The sequence below is a fragment of the uncultured Dysgonomonas sp. genome, assembly GCF_900079725.1.
GTDB lineage: Bacteria > Bacteroidota > Bacteroidia > Bacteroidales > Dysgonomonadaceae > Dysgonomonas.
Genome location: NZ_LT599032.1, coordinates 2,813,273 through 2,834,098, shown reverse-complemented (window position 1 = coordinate 2,834,098; position 20,826 = coordinate 2,813,273). Strand labels below are relative to the sequence as shown.

Below are 20,826 nucleotides of genomic sequence, written 5' to 3'. Positions count from 1 at the left end.
TATATGAAAAAGGTTGTTAAAAAATGGTTTAAGATATTGATTTGCAAAATAAGGTCGTTATTTGCTCAATTGACAGTATTCCTGATTAAAAAACTAAGCGAATTTGAACTTGCCTTAAGCCGTTATACTCAGAATGCTAATCTCAATGGATATGAGGACTTGACACCAACAAATAATGGTGATGAAGATAGGCAGTATTCTGCTGCATTGGAATGGGCATTGGAGAATCAAAACATAAAAAACATAGCCTTAACGGGAGCGTATGGTTCCGGTAAAAGTAGTATTATTAGTACCTTTCAAAAAGAGCATAGGGGATACCACTACTTGAACATATCGCTTGCTTCCTTTACTGATAATGCAATAAGACAAGATGAGCCTGAATTGGAAAATGATTCTGGAAATACCGATAAAAACATTGATAGGCTTATCGAACTAAGCATTTTACAACAAATGTTTTATCATGTAAGGCATAAAAAAATACCTGATTCTCGTTTCAAACGAATTAAAAGTATAGGGAAAAAAGGACTTCTATTTAAATCATTATCTCTAATTGTTTGGATTTTGGCTTTGATTGTATTTTTTAAACCAAAATTTATCCAAGACACAGAAATATGGCAACAACTGGATTTATCAAGTCCTATTATTACATATATCTCACTATCAATTGTTATTATAGGAATCGGGATGATTATTGCGAAATCTATCCGAATAGCGAATAACTCAAAATTAAATAAGCTCAACGTTCAGAGTGGAGAGATAGAAATAAGTAAGGATATTGATTCTTCCATCCTTAATAAGCATTTAGACGAAATTTTATACTTCTTTGAAGTAACGGACTACAATGTCGTTATCATTGAGGATTTAGACAGGTTTAATAACACCGAGATATTCACAAAACTTCGGGAATTAAATATTTTGATAAATAGTTCCCGACAAATAAACCGACGGGTTGTTTTCCTTTACGCCATTAAGGATGACATGTTCCATGATAAAAATCGAACAAAATTCTTTGATTTTATTATCCCTGTGATTCCTGTTATAAATACATCCAATTCAGGGGACATGCTTCACAGAATGTTGAAGCAAGACGATTCGCAGGACGAAAATAAACTATCAACAGATTTTATCGATGATGTATCTATGTATATAGATGACATGAGGTTACTGAAAAATATCTGCAACGAATACACTGTGTATAAATGCAAGTTAAGTTCTAAATTAAACCCAGACTATCTGTTGGCAATGATTATATACAAAAATTTGTATCCATCTGATTTTGTTGATTTACACAATGGAAAAGGTAAAGTTTGTGATATTTTTTCAAGTAAAACAGCACTAATCAAAGGTAAAATTGATACAATTGACAAAGAGATACAAGGATGTAGGCGTAGAATAGAGCAGATAGAAAGTTTGTGGACTAAAGACATACAAGAATTGCGAGCAATTTATATTGAAGCCATACGCTTAAAAATATCTAATGCCATATCACTGAATATAGACAATAGCCAATGCCAATTTTCGGAATTGCGGAAAGATGACTTTTTTGAAATTCTCTCTCAAAGTGAAGAAAAGATAAAATATTATTATACCCAATATTATAATTACAATAATTCACGTACAGAGGTGAGCGAATCATCATTCACGTTCAGTGATATTGAAAATAGCATTGATTCTGAAATGACTTATGGAGAAAGAGAAGAATTAATTCTTGATAGAGACAACGGAAAAATAGAGAACCTAAAAAAGCGAATAGAAGAATTGAAGAAGGAAAAGGCCGATATAAAATATTGGACTTTACAACAAATTGCTGAGAATATAGATATTACCGATTCTTTCGAAAAAATAAAAGATGATAAATTGATTATTTACCTGATTCGCAACGGATACATCAACGAGAATTATCATGACTATATTTCATACTTCCATGAAGGCCTGATGACACGGGATGACAAAGAATTTTTGTTCAGTATTAGAAATCGTGAGTTTTTGCCATTTGACTTTAAATTGACGAAAATAGAGAATCTAATTAAAAAAATCCGGGCAAAAGAATTTGAATCAAAAGAAGTACTGAACTATTCACTAATAGACCACATACTTCCCCAAAAGTATGAATATGATGACCAATATGGAAGTCTATTAAAGCAATTGTGTAGCAAAAACAAAGTATCAATTTCATTTATTGACGGATTTTTAGATAATGGATTGCATATAGATTTGTTTATCACAGATATTTGTAAAGCGTGGACTACCTTTTGGGATTTTATCATCTTAGAATCCGGCTATTCTGATGAGAGAAAGGATAAATATCTAAAATTGATGATAGAATGCATGGATATTAGCGCGATAAAAAAACAAAATGCAAATCGAGGTATTGCTGGTTATTTGCAACATAAGAAAAATTTTGTCAGTGTATTTGATAATGAGCCTAAAATCCAAGAAGTACTGAAAAACCTAAATGTCAAGTTTGAGAACTTAGAAATTCAGGGAGCGACAAATCAACTGCTTGATTTTATTTATGAAAATGATTTGTATAAAATCAATAAAGAAATGATTGCTCTTTTCATCGGAAAGAAAAGTTCTTCCGAGAATAAAGACAATCTGAATATTGCCAACTATACCACTATAAAAACATCAGGCTGCACTCAGTTGATGGACTATGTTGATAGCAACCTTAACGAATACATTTCAAATATATTTTTATCAATACCTGAGAACACACAAGAATCGGAAGAATTGGTTATTGAATTGCTATGCAAAGAGGAAGACACTGTGAGCCTCATCAACAGGAAAAAAATTGTCGAAAAGCAAAATTGTATCATAAGCATCCTTTCAAACATTGATGAAATGGAACATAGTCTTATCGAATTAGTCGTTCAAAAATCCAAAATGGCTGCAACATGGGATAATGTTATTTGCTACTATAATTTGAAAGAAGATATTATTGATGAAATATTGGTGTCGTTTTTAAATATAGAGGAAAATTATAAAGCACTTGCAAAAGTGAAATTGAACAAAGAAAATAAGTTGCAAGTAAAAATATCATATGCTCTTATTATTAATGAATCCATTTCTGATAATTGTTTTGAAAACCTTTTACTTTGCTGTCCATATGTATATTCAGAATTAGATTTTGAAAACTTATCGGACAGAAAAGTTGATTTGATGATGAAGAATGGTTATTTTCAACTATCAGTTGACCGCTTTGCATATCTGAAAGAACACTTCTCGGGAAAGCATATTAATTTGCTGAAAAGGTATACACAGAAGTTTATAGAAACTTTATCTGAATATTCATTAGATAAAAATGATGTATTGTCTCTTTTAGATTCGACCGAATTTAATTCCCAACAAAAGATTCTCTTAATACAAAGTATAGAAAACGATTTGATTATAGGGGACAGGGAATTAAGTAATGCTGTTTGTAATATTTTGGCTACATACCCATACATAGAATTGGATTTCGACTTATTAAAGAGCCTTCTTCAATATGGTTGCTCAATGGATAATCGACTAAAAATGTTTGTTTTGCAAAGTCATCAATTGAGCAGCGAACAAACGACGGAATTGTTGAACGTTCTCGGAGAGCCTTATTCTGATATTGCAATTAACGGAAAAAGACCATCGTTACCCAAAAATCAATTGAACTTTGACCTTGTGAATAAACTTCAAGAGAAAGATTATATTTCGTCTTTCAAAGAAAAAGAAGATAAAATCAAGGTAAATACAAAGCACAGTTGAGAAAGTTCCGCTTAGAAGCTAATGATAACACATTAAAATATTAAAATCATGAGTATTGACAGCCTTCAAACGTACCAAGATGTTGTCAAACATCTTGCAAAGCAAAAACGAACCAAGCATTTGTTGTTAGGCAACGGGTTTAGTATGGCCTATGATGCCAAGATATTTTCGTATAATGCACTCAGCACATTCATTGAAAACTCAGAAAATGAGTTGCTGAAACAGTTATTCAAAAGTATCAATACCAAGAATTTCGAGGTGATTATGCAGCAATTAGATCTTTTTGCTGATGTCGCTAACGTTTTCAAGGCTGATAAATCGCTGATTGACCAAATCAAGCAAACAAGTGAAAATCTAAAAGATAGTTTGATTGACGCTGTTCAAGTGATGCATCCTGAACATGTTTTTAAAATACCAGAAGAAAAAAGCCTCGCTTGTTGCGCATTTTTAGAAGATTATTTGGCTAATGAAGGCTGTGTCTTTTCATCAAACTATGATTTATTGCTCTATTGGGTGTTGATGCGCAACACATCTAAAAATGCAGGAGATGGTTTTGGTCGGGAAGTTGAAAACCCATTAGAAGATGGTGAATATGTGCCGGATTATGAACCCGAGTATTCAGAACTACGTTGGGGAAAACATAAAGACAGCCAATCCGTTTTTTATTTACATGGTGCGCTTCCTTTGTTTGATGCTGGAATAGATATAATCAAAGAAGAATACGACGGAGATTATCTTTTGGATAATATCAAAGCAAGAATGGAAAAGAAGGAATATCCCATTTTTGTGACGGCGGGCAATGCAACGGAAAAACTTACGCATATAATGCATAATAGATACTTATCTTTCTGTTATGATGAGCTGTCTTCAATAACAGGTTCATTGATAACATTCGGATTTAATTTTGGCGATAATGATACTCACATAATTGATGCTATTAATAAGGCTGCACAGCAACCCATAACAAATAGGTTGCGCAGCATCTATATTGGGGTGTATTCTGAAAGCGACTATGCACATATCAAGAAGATAGAAAAGAAATTCAAATGCCCTGTTCGTATGTATAATGCGAAAACCGCGAATGTTTGGCAGTAAAATTATATATCTCAATTTATTTTATATATTGCAATTATTGATTGTTCTAATTAATATTCATTTAACCGCCTTCGGGCGGTTTTTTTTATACCCATATTCCAAACCACCCCAGACAATCCCGGACACAAGCTACCTCCTGTTTAAAACCTTGCAATCAGTCCATTAGTAAAATGTATTTTCGCTCTGCATTAATAGTAATGCAGAATAAAAAATCATTTATCATGGATCAAAACAAAGTAAAATCCGAAGAGCCTAAAGTCTTACTGACCCAAGGCGAAGATGGCAAGCTCAAAGTCATCACAGGGGAACAGGACGGTAAACTCAAGACCGTTGAACCCACCAAAGAAAATGCCGACAAGTTCTTGAAGGTTGACACCAACAGCAACTTTCTGGAAAACTTCTTCAAAAAGATGTCAGCACAGTTCAATCATCCCTCACACACCGGTGTTTATGCCGTCGGGATGTCCGCCGTAGATAAAATAGCGGCTTTTCTCGATAAACTTATCCGCATCGACCACACCGACAAAGCCCTCGATCCGTATCGCCTTAAATTTGATGGTAAGGTAAAGATACATATTGAGCTTACAGGCAAGTTCCAGCCTTTGGATCTCAATAAGATCGATTGGAAAGAAAGTGAAAAGCTGGGACTCTCTGGTGAGAAATTGCAAGATGCCCTCAAAGCAATGGTCTATGGACACAAGTCTCCCGGTCTGGTCGACATCAAACCTACCATTGACGGAAATGAGTTTCCGATGCAAGCTCGTTTGTCATTGGAACCACAGAAAGATGGCAGTATCAAGTTGGTGACGCACCCCAAGCAGGAGCAGCCCGATTTTGACAAACCTTTTATGGGTGTGGTCTTTACCGAACAGGATAAAGAACAACTCCAAAAAACAGGGCATGGGGCACGTGTATTTGAGCTTGAGGTCAATGGAGAGAAAATACCTTCTGTTATCTCGCTTGACAAACTAACGAACCGCCTTGAAGCTGTACCACTCTCCGAAATTAATATTCCGCAGACCTTGAAGAATGCCCCTCTTTCTCCCGAACAACAGCAGGGCTTGAAAGAAGGCAAAGCCGTATGGGTTGAAGGAATGGATAAAAAGGTAAAGCCGGGAGAAGAACCTCAGAAGATTGACCGCTTTGTACAATTCAATGCTGTCAATAAAAACTTCGATTTTAAATTTAGCGACGAACAACGCCAGCAACATAATCAGCAGCGACAAGCTAAACAGGGAGAAGGGCAAGAAAAACCACTTCCCAAAGCCCGTAAGATGGATGAGGTCTGGGTTTATTCTAAACAAGGAGGTGTACAACTTAGTAAAGAAGAGTTTACTAAGCTCTGCAACAAAGAGCCGATTTTTATTGAAGGTATGCAATCCCGTCCCAAACAACCACAACCCGATGCTTCGGGATCACAAAAAGTAGAAGCTACCGATCAGAAAGGGCAGAAGTACAATGCATGGGTATGGATTGATGAAGACAAGGGCAAAGTTCGCCACACCTCTAAACATCCCGACCAGATACGAGCCATCGAAGCAAAACAAGCGGCAAAAGATTCTCAGAAAGTTATTCCTGCTGCCGAGAGTAAAACACAGGTGGCTGTCAATAACGAAGGTAAGACCAACGAAGCGACTAAACATTCTAAGGAGCCGCTAAAGCAAGGTCAGACACAGCCCACCACCAAACAAGTCGAGAAGAACGAGCAGAAACAACAGGAACAAAAACAATCTCCTGCTGCCCCCAAGAAAAGCAAAGGACGTAAGATGTAGTTTTATCATTAACACCACTAAAAAATCAACGTTAAAATGAAAATAATAATAGCAGAAAAACCATCTGTGGCTAAGAGTATAGCAGCCATAATTGGAGCGAATAATAAGAAAGACGGCTATATGGAAGGTAACGGATATGCCGTTACGTGGGCATTCGGGCATCTGGTAGGACTAGCCATGCCGGAGCATTACGGTATTGCAGGATTTCAGAAAGAGAACCTACCGATACTTCCACAAGAATTTAAACTATTGCCCCGACAAGTCAAAGAGGGCAAAGAATATAAGAACGATCCCGGCGTGATGAAACAACTCAAAGTAATCAAGGAGTTATTTTCTCAGGCTGATGGAGTTATTAATTGTGCTGATGCCGGACGTGAAGGGGAACTCATATTCCGCTATATATACCAATATATAGGATGCACCCTTCCGTTCGAAAGACTTTGGATCAGTTCTCTTACCGACAGAGCCATCAAAGATGGTTTCAAAACGCTTCGTCCCGGAGCAGATTATGACAATCTGTATGCTTCTGCCAAAGCCCGAAGTCAGGCAGACTGGCTCGTCGGAATCAATAGCAGTCAGGCACTTTCGATCTCCGCAGGTTATGGTGTTTGGTCACTCGGAAGAGTACAGACCCCGACACTGGCGATTATTTGTAGCAGATATTTGGAAAACAAAGATTTTAAACCACAAACTTATTTTCGTTTGAAACTCCATACTGCTAAGGAATCTACAACATTTGCTGTTCATTCGACAGATAAATACGACAGTCGAACCCATATCGAAGAAGTTACGGCAAAGGTCAAAGCTATTGGAGCAATAGAGGTTACAGGGGTAGAACATAAAGAAGTTAAGCAAGAACCACCATTATTGTATGACCTGACTACGCTTCAAAAGGAAGCCAACAGCAAACATGGTTTTTCAGCAGATAAAACCCTGACGATAGCTCAAAGTCTGTATGAAGCTAAGAAAATTTCCTATCCCCGAACAGGTAGCCGTTATATTTCCGAAGATGTACTGGAGGAAATACCGCACCTGATCGCTACACTTCGCTCGCATGCTTATTTTAGAGATTATATCGATGGACGATTTGATACCAAGCTCAATACCCGTTCGGTCAATGATGCAAAAGTTACCGACCATCATGCCCTCATTATTACAGAAGAATCTGCAAGCAATCTATCCAAAGATGAACAACTTATCTACGATATGGTTGCCGGACGTATGTTGGAAGCCTTTGGCGAACCATGCATCAAAGAGAACACCACCGTATCATTTGATGCCGATGGCGTACACTTTTCATGCAAAGGAAGTGTTACACTCGTCCCCGGCTGGAGAGCGGTATTTGAAGCTAAAGACGAGTCAAACGATGAAGAGGATTCTATTGCTTTACCTGCTCTTTTGGAAGGAGATAAGCTTTCTGTTCGTGATTGCGAGATTCAGGAAAAGCAAACCAAACCTCGTCCACTGCACACCGAAGCTAGCTTATTGAGTTCGATGGAGTCAGCAGGCAAAGAAGTAGAGGATGAACAACAGCGTGAAGCGATGAAAGAATGTGGTATCGGTACACCTGCTACCCGTGCATCCATTATCGAAACACTCTTCTCCCGTGAGTATATTATCCGAGAGAAAAAGTCTCTAGTCCCCACCAATAAAGGATTGGTGGTTTATCTGGCGGTCAAGGATAAGAAAATTGCCGATGTCGCTATGACAGGGCAATGGGAAGAAGCCCTCAATAAAATTGCTTTGGGTAAGATGGATGCCGCTACATTTCATAAAGGAATAGAAGTTTATGCTTCACAGATCACTACGGAGCTGCTTTCTACCACTATCGAACGCACGGATAACCGTAATACCTGTTCCTGCCCCAAGTGTAAGAACGGGCAGATGGTATTTTACCCGAAGGTCGTAAAATGCAAAGATGAAAGTTGTGGACTGACAGTATTCCGTACCATTGCTAAAAAAGAACTGACAGACGGACAACTTACTGATCTTATTATGAATGGCAAAACCTCATTGATAAAAGGTTTCGTAAGTTCCAAGACCGGAAGTACATTCGATGCAGTTATCAAACTCGATGCGGATTACAAAACAGTTTTTGAGTTCCCGCCACGCAAAGGTGACAGCAAGAAGAAGCGATCGAAGTAGAACTATAGATCCAATTTCATATTATAATTGTAATAACAGCCCTTCTTCAGTTGAATTTCACCCTCATCCAATTTTTGGAATCCTAATCGGGTATAAAAAATGACGTTTTCCGAAAGTTGGGTTGTTAAACCAACAATATGGCATATTCGATTTATAGATCTCAATTTTTGCAAGCAATTGTCGATCATATAAGAACCAATCCCTGAGCCCTGATAGTTTGCTTTTATGGCAACCATTGATAAATAATAATATTCATTGGCTCCGATGGCATTGGTTAGAAGCTGTTTGTTAAGAGCATCCATCTTAAGCATTGTGCGTAAAGCCGAGAATCCAAAACTGATAATAAATCGAGGTATTCCGATCTTGAAATAATCGCGAAGTTCCGATTTTATTCCATTGGGAGGTAATAAGCTGAATACTCCTATTATTTCCATTGAGTTTTTCATTCTAACGACTTTTGTCACAGACTGTCTTCTGTTTATTAGAAATAGATTGGTCTTGAATAACCAAAACAATCCGTCTCGCAATCTATACTTATTAACGAAGATTGAAGCATAAGCGAGATTCGATTCAAAAGCATCTACTAAAATAGTAGCTGCTTCTTCATATTCAGATTCTTTCAAGTTATCTATTCGGACATCAGGTAATGACATGACAATTGCTGTTTGATATTACGATTCAATGAATCATACAAATTTAAATATAAGTGATCGGATACGCAACGACACCAAGTAAGGAGCGACCATTGAAATAATAATTTCACTATATTTGCCACTGAAAGGTCTTTGTTTTACGATTCGGAATAGTCGTTTAACATTGATTTTTTAGTGGTGGCATCCGGGGCTAAGCTCCGGATGCTTTTTTTCTTTTCCGATTGTAAGTTTCATTCTTACAAAAGCAATAACAGAAGGGGCTTCGACCCTCACTAAAAAATCAATGATATGGCAACAAAATCAAATACATCAGCCGTAGAATTATCCTATTTCCGGCTATCCCTATTATCCTACTTACAAGATACCCATCCTGATAAAGCAACCGACTATGACTTTATTGCTGCCCGCGGTGATGCCGCAGCAGAGGCGTATAGCCAAGCCATAAAATCAGGTCATACCCACGACGAAGCGGAAGTCATCTCTTCGCAAGTCTTATATGAAGGCTTGCATTTCTCTACCTACCGAACTCTTGTAACTATCCTTTGGGAAGAATTTTTCAAAGAAGTAAATCCGACTGGGGCCGAAGGCATAGCCATAGAGTTATTGTCTCGACTTACCGATACGATTCAAAAATACACCTTCTCTGATGATTTTGCCGATACACCACAGTACAATCAGTTTTACACGGAACTGACAGGCGAAATACAAATCCTGCTCGAAAATGGCTTATAACAAGAAAGCCCACCTTCGGGACAATATCGAAGCGATCCGCATTGCATTCGCTCTCGATAGAGAAAAAAGACAGGCTACCAATGCTGAAAAAGAAAAGCTGGCAGCCTATTCTGGTTTTGGTGGGATAAAAGCCGTGTTGAATCCCGCCGCCAAACCGGAAGATATGGCCCATTGGAAAGCCTCTGAACATGATCTGTTTTCACTCGTAACCGAATTACATCAAGTGTTACGGGATGGAGCAAAAGACGATGCCGAGTACAAACGCTATATCAGTTCGCTGAAAAATTCAGTGCTGACTGCTTTTTATACGCCAAAGCCTGTTGTCGATGCTTTGACACTGGCTTTGAATAACAACGGTATCAAACCTGTGCGATTTCTCGAACCTAGTGCCGGAGCAGGAGCATTTATATCCTCGTTCAAAGAAACCGTGCCGGATGCTGAGGTTACAGCCTTTGAAAAAGACCTGCTGACAGGTAAGATTCTCTCACACCTGCATCCGCAAGATAAAATACGGATCGAGGGTTACGAAAAAATGGAAGGACGATATGCACAGCATTATGATGTGATAGCATCCAATATTCCTTTCGGGGATGTCGCTGTATTTGATCCCTTACTTTCCAAGCATGAGATACCCGCAGTCAGTCAATCAACGAAGGCAATCCACAATTATTTTTTTACCAAAAGTGTGATGGCTGCACGCGAGGGTGGATTAATAGCCTTTATCACTTCGCAGGGCGTTCTCAACTCGGAACAGAACAAGCCAATCCGTGAACACCTGATGAATAGTTGCAATGTCGTATCGGCTATCCGTTTACCCAATAACTTATTTACAGAAGAAGCAGGAACAGAGGTCGGCAGTGATTTGATTATCCTGCAACGCAAGAATTCAACGATCTTGCCAACCCAAAGGCAGCAAGATTTTATTGAATCCCGCAAACTATCCAACGGTATATTCGTAAATAATCTCTTCAAAGACTTCGACAGGGTGGTACAAACGGATGTAAAAGTAGGTACAGATCCTTACGGCAAACCTGCAATGGAATTTACCCACTCCGGCGGAACAGAAGCCATTGCAGCAACACTATACCGGATGCTGAATGAAGATTTTTCCAAATACCTCGATCTGGAGCACTACTTATCTCATGCTCCCCAAAATCAAGAACAACAAACTATTGTAACTCCGATAGAAAAAATCTCCGTTTCGGATATGGTGGAGCTAAGCCCCAAATCAGCTTATGAACCTACCCTCGAAGATTTAGTCCATTTCTATCCTTTTGGAGAAGCCAGAAACCGAAAGGTATGGGCTGAACTGTCCGAGCAGGACAAAAAAGCAGTTGTGGAGCCACGTATTAACTCTCCAAAAGAAGAGACGAAAGTTGTACCTGAAACAAAAAAAGATACAATCATCAAGGATGAAGCCAGTGGCTTGTTTGTAAATACAGACACAGGAGAAGTTATAGAACAACAGAAAGTATCGCCTCCTGATATCCAGCAACAGCCGATTGTTACCTTATACGACCTGTTTGGCTTTTCTGCCGAAGAACGTTCACAGATTAAACAGCCCAAACGTTCCCGTCGTCGTATGCCTATGCCACAACAAAAGGGAGTACAAGCTAAAAGTCCGTCAACAACTAAGCCGACCGAAACACCCGAACAACGCACTGAGCGGTTGGAAAAAGAACGAGCTGAACGGTTGAAGCCTATTCCGATGCCTATACCCGAAAACGGATTGCCAAAACACTATAAAAATGGCTCATTGGTAACCGATACAGATAATCGTATAGGCTATTTGCGGGATATTGACGGACACCAACCCATGTTCCATCCTTTGGAACTGTCACCGAGCCAGCAAAAACAGGCATCGCTCTATATCGAAATACGTGATACCTATAATCATTTGTATAACAACGAAGCCGATACACTTAAAGAAAATCCGGCATTACGGCAGATGCTTAATCGCCTATACGATGATTTTACACAAAAATTCGGTAATCTGAACGATGCAAAGAATCTCGACCTTATCAAGATGGATGCCGCAGGGCGGGAAATACTCTCCTTAGAACGCTACCGGGAAGGTAAAGCGATCAAAGCTGATATTTTTGAACGTCCCGTAGCTTTTAACTCCGATGAGATTTCTAAAGTGGATAACGCATACGAAGCTCTTGTCTCCAGTCTCAATAAATACGGAACGGTAAATTTAGATCACATGGTCTCTCTGACAAATAATACGCAAGAGGGCATACTTGATGAGCTGAAAGGGAAGATCTATTTCAATCCGCTTGTCGGGGGTTATGAGGTTGCAGACAAGTTTGTATCGGGTAACGTTATTTCAAAAGTTGACGAAGTCCAAAACTTTATCGACCGCAATCCTGACCATGAAGCTGCCAGAGAATCTTTGACCGCTCTACAAGACGCTATACCCAAACCGATAGCTTTCGACGATCTGGATTTCAATTTCGGTGAACGGTGGATACCTTCGGGTATCTATGCTGCTTTTGCATCCTACCTTTTTGAAACGGATGTAAATATACATTATGCTCCCAGCAGAGATGAGTTCAGCATAAATTCTGATACTAAAAACGCCAAAATCAAAGACCAATATGCTGTTAAAGGGGAGAGCCGTACCTTCGATGGCATTGCCCTGATGCGTCATGCCTTGCACGACACCACTCCCGATATTACAAAAACAATTCGGGTAGACGGCAAAGAAACAAAGGTTCGTGATGGAGAAGCTATTCAGCTTGCCAATACCAAGATAGATGAGATGCGTAACGGCTTTTCGGACTGGCTCAGAGAACAAACTTCCGAATTTAAAGACAGGCTTGCAGACCTCTATAACCGCACGTTCAACTGTTTTGTACGACCCGAATACGATGGATCACACCAAACTTTTCCCGGACTCGACCTGAAAGGTTTGGGTATTCTCGACTTATACAAGAGCCAGAAAGATGCCATCTGGATGCTTAAATTGAACGGTGGCGGGATCATCGATCATGAGGTGGGCGGCGGTAAAACGCTGATTATGTGTTGTGGTGCAATGGAAATGAAGCGGCTCGGATTGGTGAATAAGCCCCTTATCACAGGTCTGAAAGCCAATGTTCACGAAATAGCACAGACCTTCTGTACGGCATACCCTGATGCAAAGGTACTCTATCCGGGTAAGGAGGATTTTACACCACAGAACCGCAATCGTATTTTCAACGAAATGAAAAACAACAATTGGGATGCGGTGATTTTAACACACGAGCAATTCGGGATGATACCCCAATCTCCGGAGATACAACGAAGCATCTTACAGGCTGAACTTGATAGTGTAGAAGAAAACCTCGATGTGCTGCGTTCGCAGGGCAAAGAGGTTTCGAGAGGGATGCTGAAAGGTTGTGAGAAACGTAAAGCCAATCTCGAAACTAAATTGGAAGGAATAGCTCACCAGATCGAAAACCGTAAGGACAATATGTCTGATTTTCGGATGATCGGTATAGACCACTTGTTCGTAGACGAATCTCACAAATTTAAGAACCTGACTTTTACCACCCGACACGACCGTGTAGCAGGCTTAGGAAATACCGAAGGTAGTCAACGGGCACTCAATATGCTTTTTGCTTTGCGTACCATACAAGAACGCACAGGTAAGGACTTAGGAGCTACTTATTCGTCGGGAACAACAATATCCAACTCACTAACAGAACTATATCTGTTATTCAAATACCTGCGTCCCAAAGAACTGGAAAGGCAGGGTATTAATACTTTCGACGCTTGGGCAGCTATCTTTGCCAAGAAAACAAAAGACTACGAGTTCTCGGTAACTAATCAGATTGTGCAGAAAGAACGTTTCCGCTATTTTATCAAAGTGCCGGAACTGGCTTCTTTTTATTCCGAAATTACCGATTACCGTACCGCACAGGATATCGGTATAGACCGTCCCGATAAAAATGAGATTCTACACAATATACCACCCACACCTGACCAGCAGGAATTTATCGGTAAACTGATGGAGTTCGCCAAAACAGGCGATGCCACTCTTTTGGGACGAGAACCACTTTCGGAACGGGAAGAAAAAGCAAAAATGCTGATAGCGACCGATTATGCCCGTAAGATGTCGCTTGATATGCGGATGATCGACCCCGATACATATGGCGACCATGTGGACAACAAAGCCAGTCATTGTGCGGCATCCATAGCTGACTATTACAAAAAATATGATGCTCAAAAGGGTACTCAGTTCGTTTTCTCGGACTTGGGTACATACAAGCCCGGACAGTGGAGCCCTTATACAGAGATAAAACGCAAATTGGTGGAGGATTACGGCATCCCTGCATCCGAAGTGAGATTTATTCAGGAAGCCGGTAGCGAGAAAGCACGTAAAGCCATGATCAAGGATATGAACGAAGGAAAAATCCGTGTGATGTTCGGCTCTACCGAGATGTTGGGGACAGGCGTGAACGCTCAGAAACGGGCAGTAGCCATCCATCATTTGGACGCACCGTGGCGTCCGTCTGATCTGGAACAGCGCGACGGACGGGCAATACGCAAAGGCAATGAGATTGCGAAACTGTATGCTGATAATAAGGTAGATGTGAAGATTTATGCCGTGGAAAAATCACTCGATGCATATAAATTTGGTTTGCTACACAACAAACAGCTATTTATCAAACAGCTTAAAAACAATAATTTGGGTACTCGAACCATTGACGAGGGCAGTCTGGATGAGAAAAGCGGTATGAACTTTTCTGAATATGTGGCTATCCTGTCAGGGAATACTGAATTGCTGGAAAAAGCAAGGATAGAAAAGAGGATAGCTGCTTTAGAAAGTGAAAGGCAGGCTTTTGTTCGTGGAAAATCATCGAGCCGATACAAATTAGAAAATATCATGCAGACCGTAGAATCCAATAAAGGATATGTTGATCGCATTTCCAAAGATGTGGAAGCCTTCAATAGCAAGGTACAGATTGCTCCTGATGGGACACGGCTCAATCCTGTAAAATTGGATGGTTTTCAAGCTACTGATCCGATTGCTATCGGAAAGAAGTTGAACGAAATATCGGACAAAGCACGTACACATGGAGCTCACGAGAAAATCGGTTCGTTATATGGATTTGATTTATTGGTAAAATCAGAGACTACCAATAAAGACGGCTATGATTTGGTACAAAACCGTTTTTTTGTGCGTGGAGAGGGACAGATACTCTACAACTATAATTACGGGAGTTTGGCGGCAGATCCTAAAACTGCTTCGCTAAATTTTCTGAATGCACTCGACAGTATGCCCAAACTTTTGGAGAAGTACCAGACAGACACCGATAAACGGATGCTGGACGTACCTGTTCTCAGGCAGGTAGTGGAAAGCATATGGTCGAAAGAGAATGATTTGAAGGACTTAAAAACGGAACTCACAGCTTTGGAACGTAAGATAGAGTTATCATTAAAGCCTATTGAGCAAAGCGAAGGACAAGAAAACACTTCAGAAAAGAATCAGGCTCAATCTCAGAATAGCCCAAAATCGGCAGTGGTTCAAGATACTCCTATGCCCAATACTTTGCAAGGAGTGAAAGAGGTTATGGGAGATAGATTTGTTATTGCATCGGTGGGTAGTAGTCCTCCAAAAGAAGAAAAAAGAGGTCTGAAGCTCTAAATGAAGATGACCGCAGAAGAGTTCTGCGGTCGTATTTTATTCTTTTTCTTCCATAACTCCAGCTATGTTATCGTTATCTCTAAAATGATCGCGGATAAATTTCTCTACGTTTTTTTCTGTGTAAAATATCTTGTGATGGATAGTTATGTAGGTCAGTTCGCCTGCCGAACGGTAACGTTGTAATGTCCGTTTGCTTACGTTCAGCATTTGGCACAAGTCTTGATTATCTAAAAGACGTTCACCATTTAGTACGTTATGGCGTCCGCTCATGATATCCATAAATTTATCCAATCGGTCAAAACGTCCCATGAATTGCTCGAACCACTTTTGTATGAAATCTTTTAATCCTTCGTCATTGCTCATGGGTTACCTCCTTTCTTATCCTTGTTTACCACAAGTCCCGGTAATAGACGTTTGACCTCTGCCAACATATACCACACTTTTCCTCCCCTGATTGAATAAGTTATTTCTCCGTTACTGCGTAACCGCTGCATGGTGCGTTTACTTACCCGCAATATGGTAGCAGCATCTTGATCACTTAGCCACACCTCTGATGGATCGGATTGTTGTATGATAGTATTTTCTTTCTCTTGTTTTTGTATAAAAGAATGAATCCGGTCGATTTTTCGTACTAGTCTTTTATAGGCTTCCGATTCTATAACTATTACTTTCATGCTACTAACTATTGATTTGATGCAAAGATCTGAGATTAAAAGATCTTATATTCCACAGTTAGGTGGGATATTTTTGATAGATACATATAAACGGTTGATGCATAAAGTAATGTAAATTATCAATTATAAAAAAATAGACGAGAGGAATGGGGTAGAATTTCTTTAAAATGTATTTTTGTATTAAATATGTAAGAGAATAATAATTTTTTTAACTATTAATCTGGGGAGTATTTAGTTTATTAATGCACTTATTTACAGAATAGAATAAATGAATTAATTAAAGATTCATGGAATAAATATGGGGGATATAAGAATACAGATTATATATATATTGGAGAAAAGAAAAACGAGAAGTTCCTACTCTTTCAGTATAAGAGATTTTATATATTCGATTAAATATAAAAATACTAAGCTATGCTTATTTTATAATTAGATATGGCCATTATTACCTGCTTTTTAGAAAGATTTCAATTTGAAAATTAACGATCTCTCAATTAAGACTTTTTTAAGAGTTTATATCTTATTTAGCTACCTATATTTATTAAAGAGAAAACGTATTATAACATCTACTCTATAGTTATTATTTACAAGATATGAAACTGTATATAGTCTTGAACTCTGTTTCAAGCACTTCCAAATCATATCCATTAGGGAGTGCACTACCCGAATAAGCAAGCCCAAAATAAACGTTATGAAATAATGAGGCTATTAGATCAGCACTCATATCATTACGTATCTCCCCTTTATCAATAGCAATTCTGACAATCTTCGTCCAAGTACTCAATTGACTTCTCATCCATTCCGAATATCTTTCTGTCATTACAGGACAATAATAAAATGCCTGGGAACTTAGATTTAGCATAGATAAATTTATATTCTCTATACCTCTTTTTTTTAAATACTTCTTTTCCAATCTGGAATTTTCCAAAAATCGATCTATGAAATTTTTAAGACTATCTCCATTCTCGAAAGATAGTTCTGGAATGGAACTTTTTTTTAGAATAAATTCGCTAACCACTATCCCAAATAGGTTCTTCTTGTTTTTTATATGATACAAAATAGCACCTCTACTTAAACCTGTTGCTTTCTCCAAATCAGTGTATGTAACCTGATCATATGGTTTTTTTGAAAATAGCTTAAATGCTTCAGTAAATACTAAGTCTTTAGTATCCATTTTGTTAAAATGTTAATATTCAATATATACGAATTTTGACTCACAAATATATATATATAAATTAAAAAAATCAAATATAATACTGTATATACTGTTTATTTAATATATATATTATTCTGGTAATAAGTTATATAGTATATATTATAAAAACATACATATATACTAATTATTCAAATATGAAATAATGAACATCTACATTTTGAATATTTCAATTATTTGAACTAAATACAAATCATATATATAAATAAAAAACAGTCTATACGTACTATTATTTAATAAATGATTTAAAGCTATCATTATTTACTTTAGAGTATCATATGTATATTCAATAAAATAAAACACAATTAACATACGATTAAATATCTCATAATAAACAATATAAATAAACAATAATACAATAAAGGCTAATGTCTTATATATAATATTAAACGTAAAACATCAAAAAAACATAATAAATAGCATTGATTATTAAAATCAAATAAATACATTTGTACAGTCCATACGTACTATAAATAAAAAAAACAAACTGATATGAAGCAACATTATGATTTGAATGACTTTATTAATAAAGTAACAGAAACGATTGATGTAAACACTATCGAAAAAATAGATAGTAAATATGTTCATAAGAAGAATGAAGATTATGTTTTAATATCGAAAATAAAAACAGTTCCAAAGGAATATCTAGGTCTAGATACTATCGATTCGCATCACTATTTATATTCTATTGCACTTCCTAAGTACGATTGTTTGTTTTGCTTTGATCACGAATTGGATCATCTGCCCTTCATAATGGCTATTGAGGTTGTCAGACAAGCAGGAATCGCCGTAGCCCATACCATACATAGTGTCCCTACTGTTGGCTATTCTAACATAATGGATAATATAAACTTAAATGTATTAAAATTCATCGAATTGGATGTACCTCTTATTATGATAATGGAAGATATTATGCTTAAAAATAAAAAATCAAGGCAGGAACGGTTTATGCATTTTTATTTATATCAAAATAAGATATTATGCGCAGATGTAAAAGTTAACGCCTCTGTTATGGAGAAAGAGATATACACAAGGGTACGACTAAACAGTAGAACTGAAATGGTAAAAAATACATGTTTAGAGAAAATCCCAGCAACCAATATTCAAATGTTGAATAGAGGGTATGAGAAGTTATTTAGTCGTATTGAAAAGTAAAATTTAATAGTATGGAAGTAATAGAGCTTGTGAACGATGGAAGATGCAAATGGCTTGAGAGTCAGGTGATGAATAAAGTTTTTCCAGAAGCGATCAGATCTGCGAAAAGCCCCAATGAACCGACTAGATATATGATTATTGATTGGATTAGCAATGATAACGGCAAAGTCGGTGTCGATTTGAAATGGTTTAAAAAGCTTGGAGTACCGGCTGTTGAAACTTTTAATGATTTACCAAAAGGAAGCGACTTTATTGTAGTAAATACAGGATATGATTCTATTGTTCACGAAGAAAAAGCATTGTTGCATAGAGGTATAAAAATAATAGATAAACCCTGTCCATTTGTCCGAAAGTTGCGTAAATTATTTGAAAATATTGATGGTACTTATCAATACGTACTATTATGCGAGCCAAATCATATCATCATAAAGAATTATGCATCGCTTTTCCCTGAAGATATGATATTAATACAAATGGGGAATTATAAGGAACGAATTTTAGAGCAGTCGAATGGGAAACCTATAAAGTTTATTTCATACGTAACTTTCTTAAAGAAACATTCCAATCAGATATTTGATTTCATAAATGAATCTTTTCCGGATAAAGAGCATGTTATGATTAATACTCAATGTATGTGGGCAGACGGTAAAATCAGCCCTTTGGATGAGATCTCAAATATGCCGGAGGAAAAACTTAATCGAGTAAAATATGCGCTATTGATCGGCTCACCCGGTTCTACAAATAAATCACTGATGTCATTAGAAGAGACAATAAGAGATAAAGGTTTAGAAGTTGTTAATATAGGGAGTCTACAGGATTTTTTGAAATTCCAGAAATCTCACAAATATGAGAAAATCCTGCTGGTAAAATCTCCAATACCTAATCAGGCAGAAAAACCTATCCTGGCATATTTAAGGCATGGGTATATATACTCATACTACACTTTCTTAATGGAGAAAATGCGTAAATAAACTACACTCAAGATAAAAAACAATGAAAAATCTTAGAATTGGAATAACGGGGGGGACAGGATTTTTAGGAGGTAGGTTAATTGAAATGCTATTAAAAAACAATGATTCTGTCACGTGCCTTGTTCGTAAAAGTAGTAATATAAGCAAATTACCCGAAGCGGTAAAATTAGTATATGGTGAGTTATCAGATATTAATTCCCTCGTCGAGTTTGTGAAAGAGAGTGATGTGATTGTTCATCTGGCGGCGCAAGTTTCAAGAACAACAAAAAAGAATTATATTTTATCTAATGTTGTGGGCACCGAAAATCTCTGCAAAGCAATTTTGAATAATAATGGTAAATGTCGGTTAATAAACTGTTCTTCAATTGCAGCATACCGGATTAAAGGAGTTTGTAAAATGCAATTTACTGATTATGCCAAAAGTAAGTTAGCTGCCGACCGAATTGTTGATTCCTTTATGTCAAATATAAAAGCAACTACGATTGTACCCGGTATGATTTACGGAACGGGGAATAATGTATTTATTCCGACAATTATCGAAAATTTGAATAATAATAGTTTATTCTTTGTTACCGGTGGAGAAAAACATGCTCCATTGAGCTACATTGATGATTTATGCGACTTATTTATCCGGGCAATATACAATGAAAAGTCCGTAGGCAAAAAATATTTTGGTATTAAGGATAGCGAAAAAGGCATTCACGATTTTATAAACCTCATTGCACAAAAAACAAACAATAATCCACCAGAGAAGAAATACTCAAAACGAACATTGATGACTAAAGCTGTCATTCTCCAAATGCTGTATTCTTTTTTCAGAATTAAGAAGAGTCCCAGTCTGTCAATACGAATGGTAGATGTTCTGTCTATAAATTATAAACTATCGGAAGAACAGAAAACGAATAATTTAGGATGGGAAGCTAAGGTTGATATGGAAGAAGGAATAGAGAAAGTTTTGTCTGCTTACAAAACAGAAAGCAAATCCGAAGAATCGAAAATGATAACATTGTAAAGTTAAATTAGCAGTTTAATACATCGCTAAAAAT

General features: G+C 37.5%; 13 protein-coding genes. 9 read left to right on the top strand and 4 right to left on the bottom strand.

The window, feature by feature from the left end; genetic code table 11:
* Positions 1–3: 3 nt before the first annotated feature.
* The 4 genes from QZL88_RS11790 (at position 4) to QZL88_RS11775 (ending at position 8,750) form a co-directional block, all read left to right on the top strand.
* Positions 4–3,738 (top strand): hypothetical protein, encoded by a 3,735-nt coding sequence (locus tag QZL88_RS11790; protein ID WP_296941382.1) that lies wholly within the window; start codon positions 4–6, stop codon positions 3,736–3,738.
* 48 nt (positions 3,739–3,786) lie between these two features.
* Positions 3,787–4,833 carry a DUF4917 family protein gene (locus QZL88_RS11785; protein WP_296941380.1) on the top strand — a complete coding sequence of 349 codons (1,047 nt, stop codon included), beginning with the start codon at positions 3,787–3,789 and terminating at the stop codon, positions 4,831–4,833.
* A 221-nt stretch (positions 4,834–5,054) separates the two neighbouring features.
* Positions 5,055–6,605, top strand: a complete 1,551-nt coding sequence (locus tag QZL88_RS11780; RefSeq protein WP_296941378.1) for a DUF3945 domain-containing protein — start codon at positions 5,055–5,057, stop codon at positions 6,603–6,605.
* A gap of 36 nt (positions 6,606–6,641) precedes the next feature.
* A complete protein-coding gene (locus QZL88_RS11775; protein WP_296941376.1) occupies positions 6,642–8,750 on the top strand; it encodes a type IA DNA topoisomerase in 2,109 nt (702 codons plus the stop codon).
* Between the two features lie 2 nt (positions 8,751–8,752).
* Here QZL88_RS11775 and QZL88_RS11770 read toward each other — a convergent pair whose 3' ends face one another.
* Complete coding sequence (locus QZL88_RS11770; RefSeq protein ID WP_296941374.1) at positions 8,753–9,403, bottom strand: GNAT family N-acetyltransferase; 651 nt, start codon at positions 9,401–9,403, stop codon at positions 8,753–8,755.
* Positions 9,404–9,691: 288 nt separating this feature from the next.
* Between QZL88_RS11770 and QZL88_RS11765 the strand changes: the two genes are divergently transcribed.
* Both QZL88_RS11765 and QZL88_RS11760 read left to right on the top strand, forming a co-directional pair.
* Positions 9,692–10,135 carry a DUF1896 family protein gene (locus QZL88_RS11765; protein ID WP_296941371.1) on the top strand — a complete coding sequence of 148 codons (444 nt, stop codon included), beginning with the start codon at positions 9,692–9,694 and terminating at the stop codon, positions 10,133–10,135.
* Positions 10,125–15,767: an N-6 DNA methylase gene (locus tag QZL88_RS11760; protein ID WP_296941369.1), complete on the top strand. Its 5,643-nt coding sequence runs from the start codon at positions 10,125–10,127 to the stop codon at positions 15,765–15,767. The genes QZL88_RS11765 and QZL88_RS11760 overlap by 11 nt, the downstream gene beginning before the upstream one ends.
* Positions 15,768–15,803: 36 nt before the next feature.
* On the opposite strand, the gene QZL88_RS11755 is transcribed toward QZL88_RS11760, so the two are convergent.
* The 3 genes from QZL88_RS11755 to QZL88_RS11745 all read right to left on the bottom strand — a co-directional run bounded on the left by QZL88_RS11755 (position 15,804) and on the right by QZL88_RS11745 (position 17,615).
* Positions 15,804–16,130 (bottom strand): helix-turn-helix domain-containing protein, encoded by a 327-nt coding sequence (locus QZL88_RS11755; RefSeq protein ID WP_296941367.1) that lies wholly within the window; start codon positions 16,128–16,130, stop codon positions 15,804–15,806.
* On the bottom strand, positions 16,127–16,441 hold the full coding sequence (locus QZL88_RS11750; protein WP_291031353.1) for a helix-turn-helix domain-containing protein: 315 nt from the start codon (positions 16,439–16,441) through the stop codon (positions 16,127–16,129). Before QZL88_RS11750 ends, QZL88_RS11755 begins: the two co-directional genes overlap by 4 nt.
* Positions 16,442–17,021: 580 nt before the next feature.
* Positions 17,022–17,615 (bottom strand): TetR/AcrR family transcriptional regulator, encoded by a 594-nt coding sequence (locus tag QZL88_RS11745; RefSeq protein WP_291031351.1) that lies wholly within the window; start codon positions 17,613–17,615, stop codon positions 17,022–17,024.
* 531 nt (positions 17,616–18,146) lie between these two features.
* On the opposite strand from QZL88_RS11745, the gene QZL88_RS11740 reads away from it, so the two are divergent.
* The 3 genes from QZL88_RS11740 to QZL88_RS11730 are packed head-to-tail and all read left to right on the top strand — an operon-like array spanning position 18,147 to position 20,792.
* Positions 18,147–18,809, top strand: coding sequence for an AfsA-related hotdog domain-containing protein (locus QZL88_RS11740; RefSeq protein WP_291031348.1), 663 nt, complete (start codon positions 18,147–18,149; stop codon positions 18,807–18,809).
* Positions 18,810–18,820: 11 nt separating this feature from the next.
* The gene (locus QZL88_RS11735; protein WP_291031346.1) at positions 18,821–19,780 is read left to right on the top strand and encodes a LytB; all 960 of its coding nucleotides are present in this window, start codon (positions 18,821–18,823) and stop codon (positions 19,778–19,780) included.
* A 22-nt stretch (positions 19,781–19,802) separates the two neighbouring features.
* Positions 19,803–20,792: an NAD(P)-dependent oxidoreductase gene (locus QZL88_RS11730; protein ID WP_291031344.1), complete on the top strand. Its 990-nt coding sequence runs from the start codon at positions 19,803–19,805 to the stop codon at positions 20,790–20,792.
* The last annotated feature ends 34 nt before the right edge of the window (positions 20,793–20,826 follow it).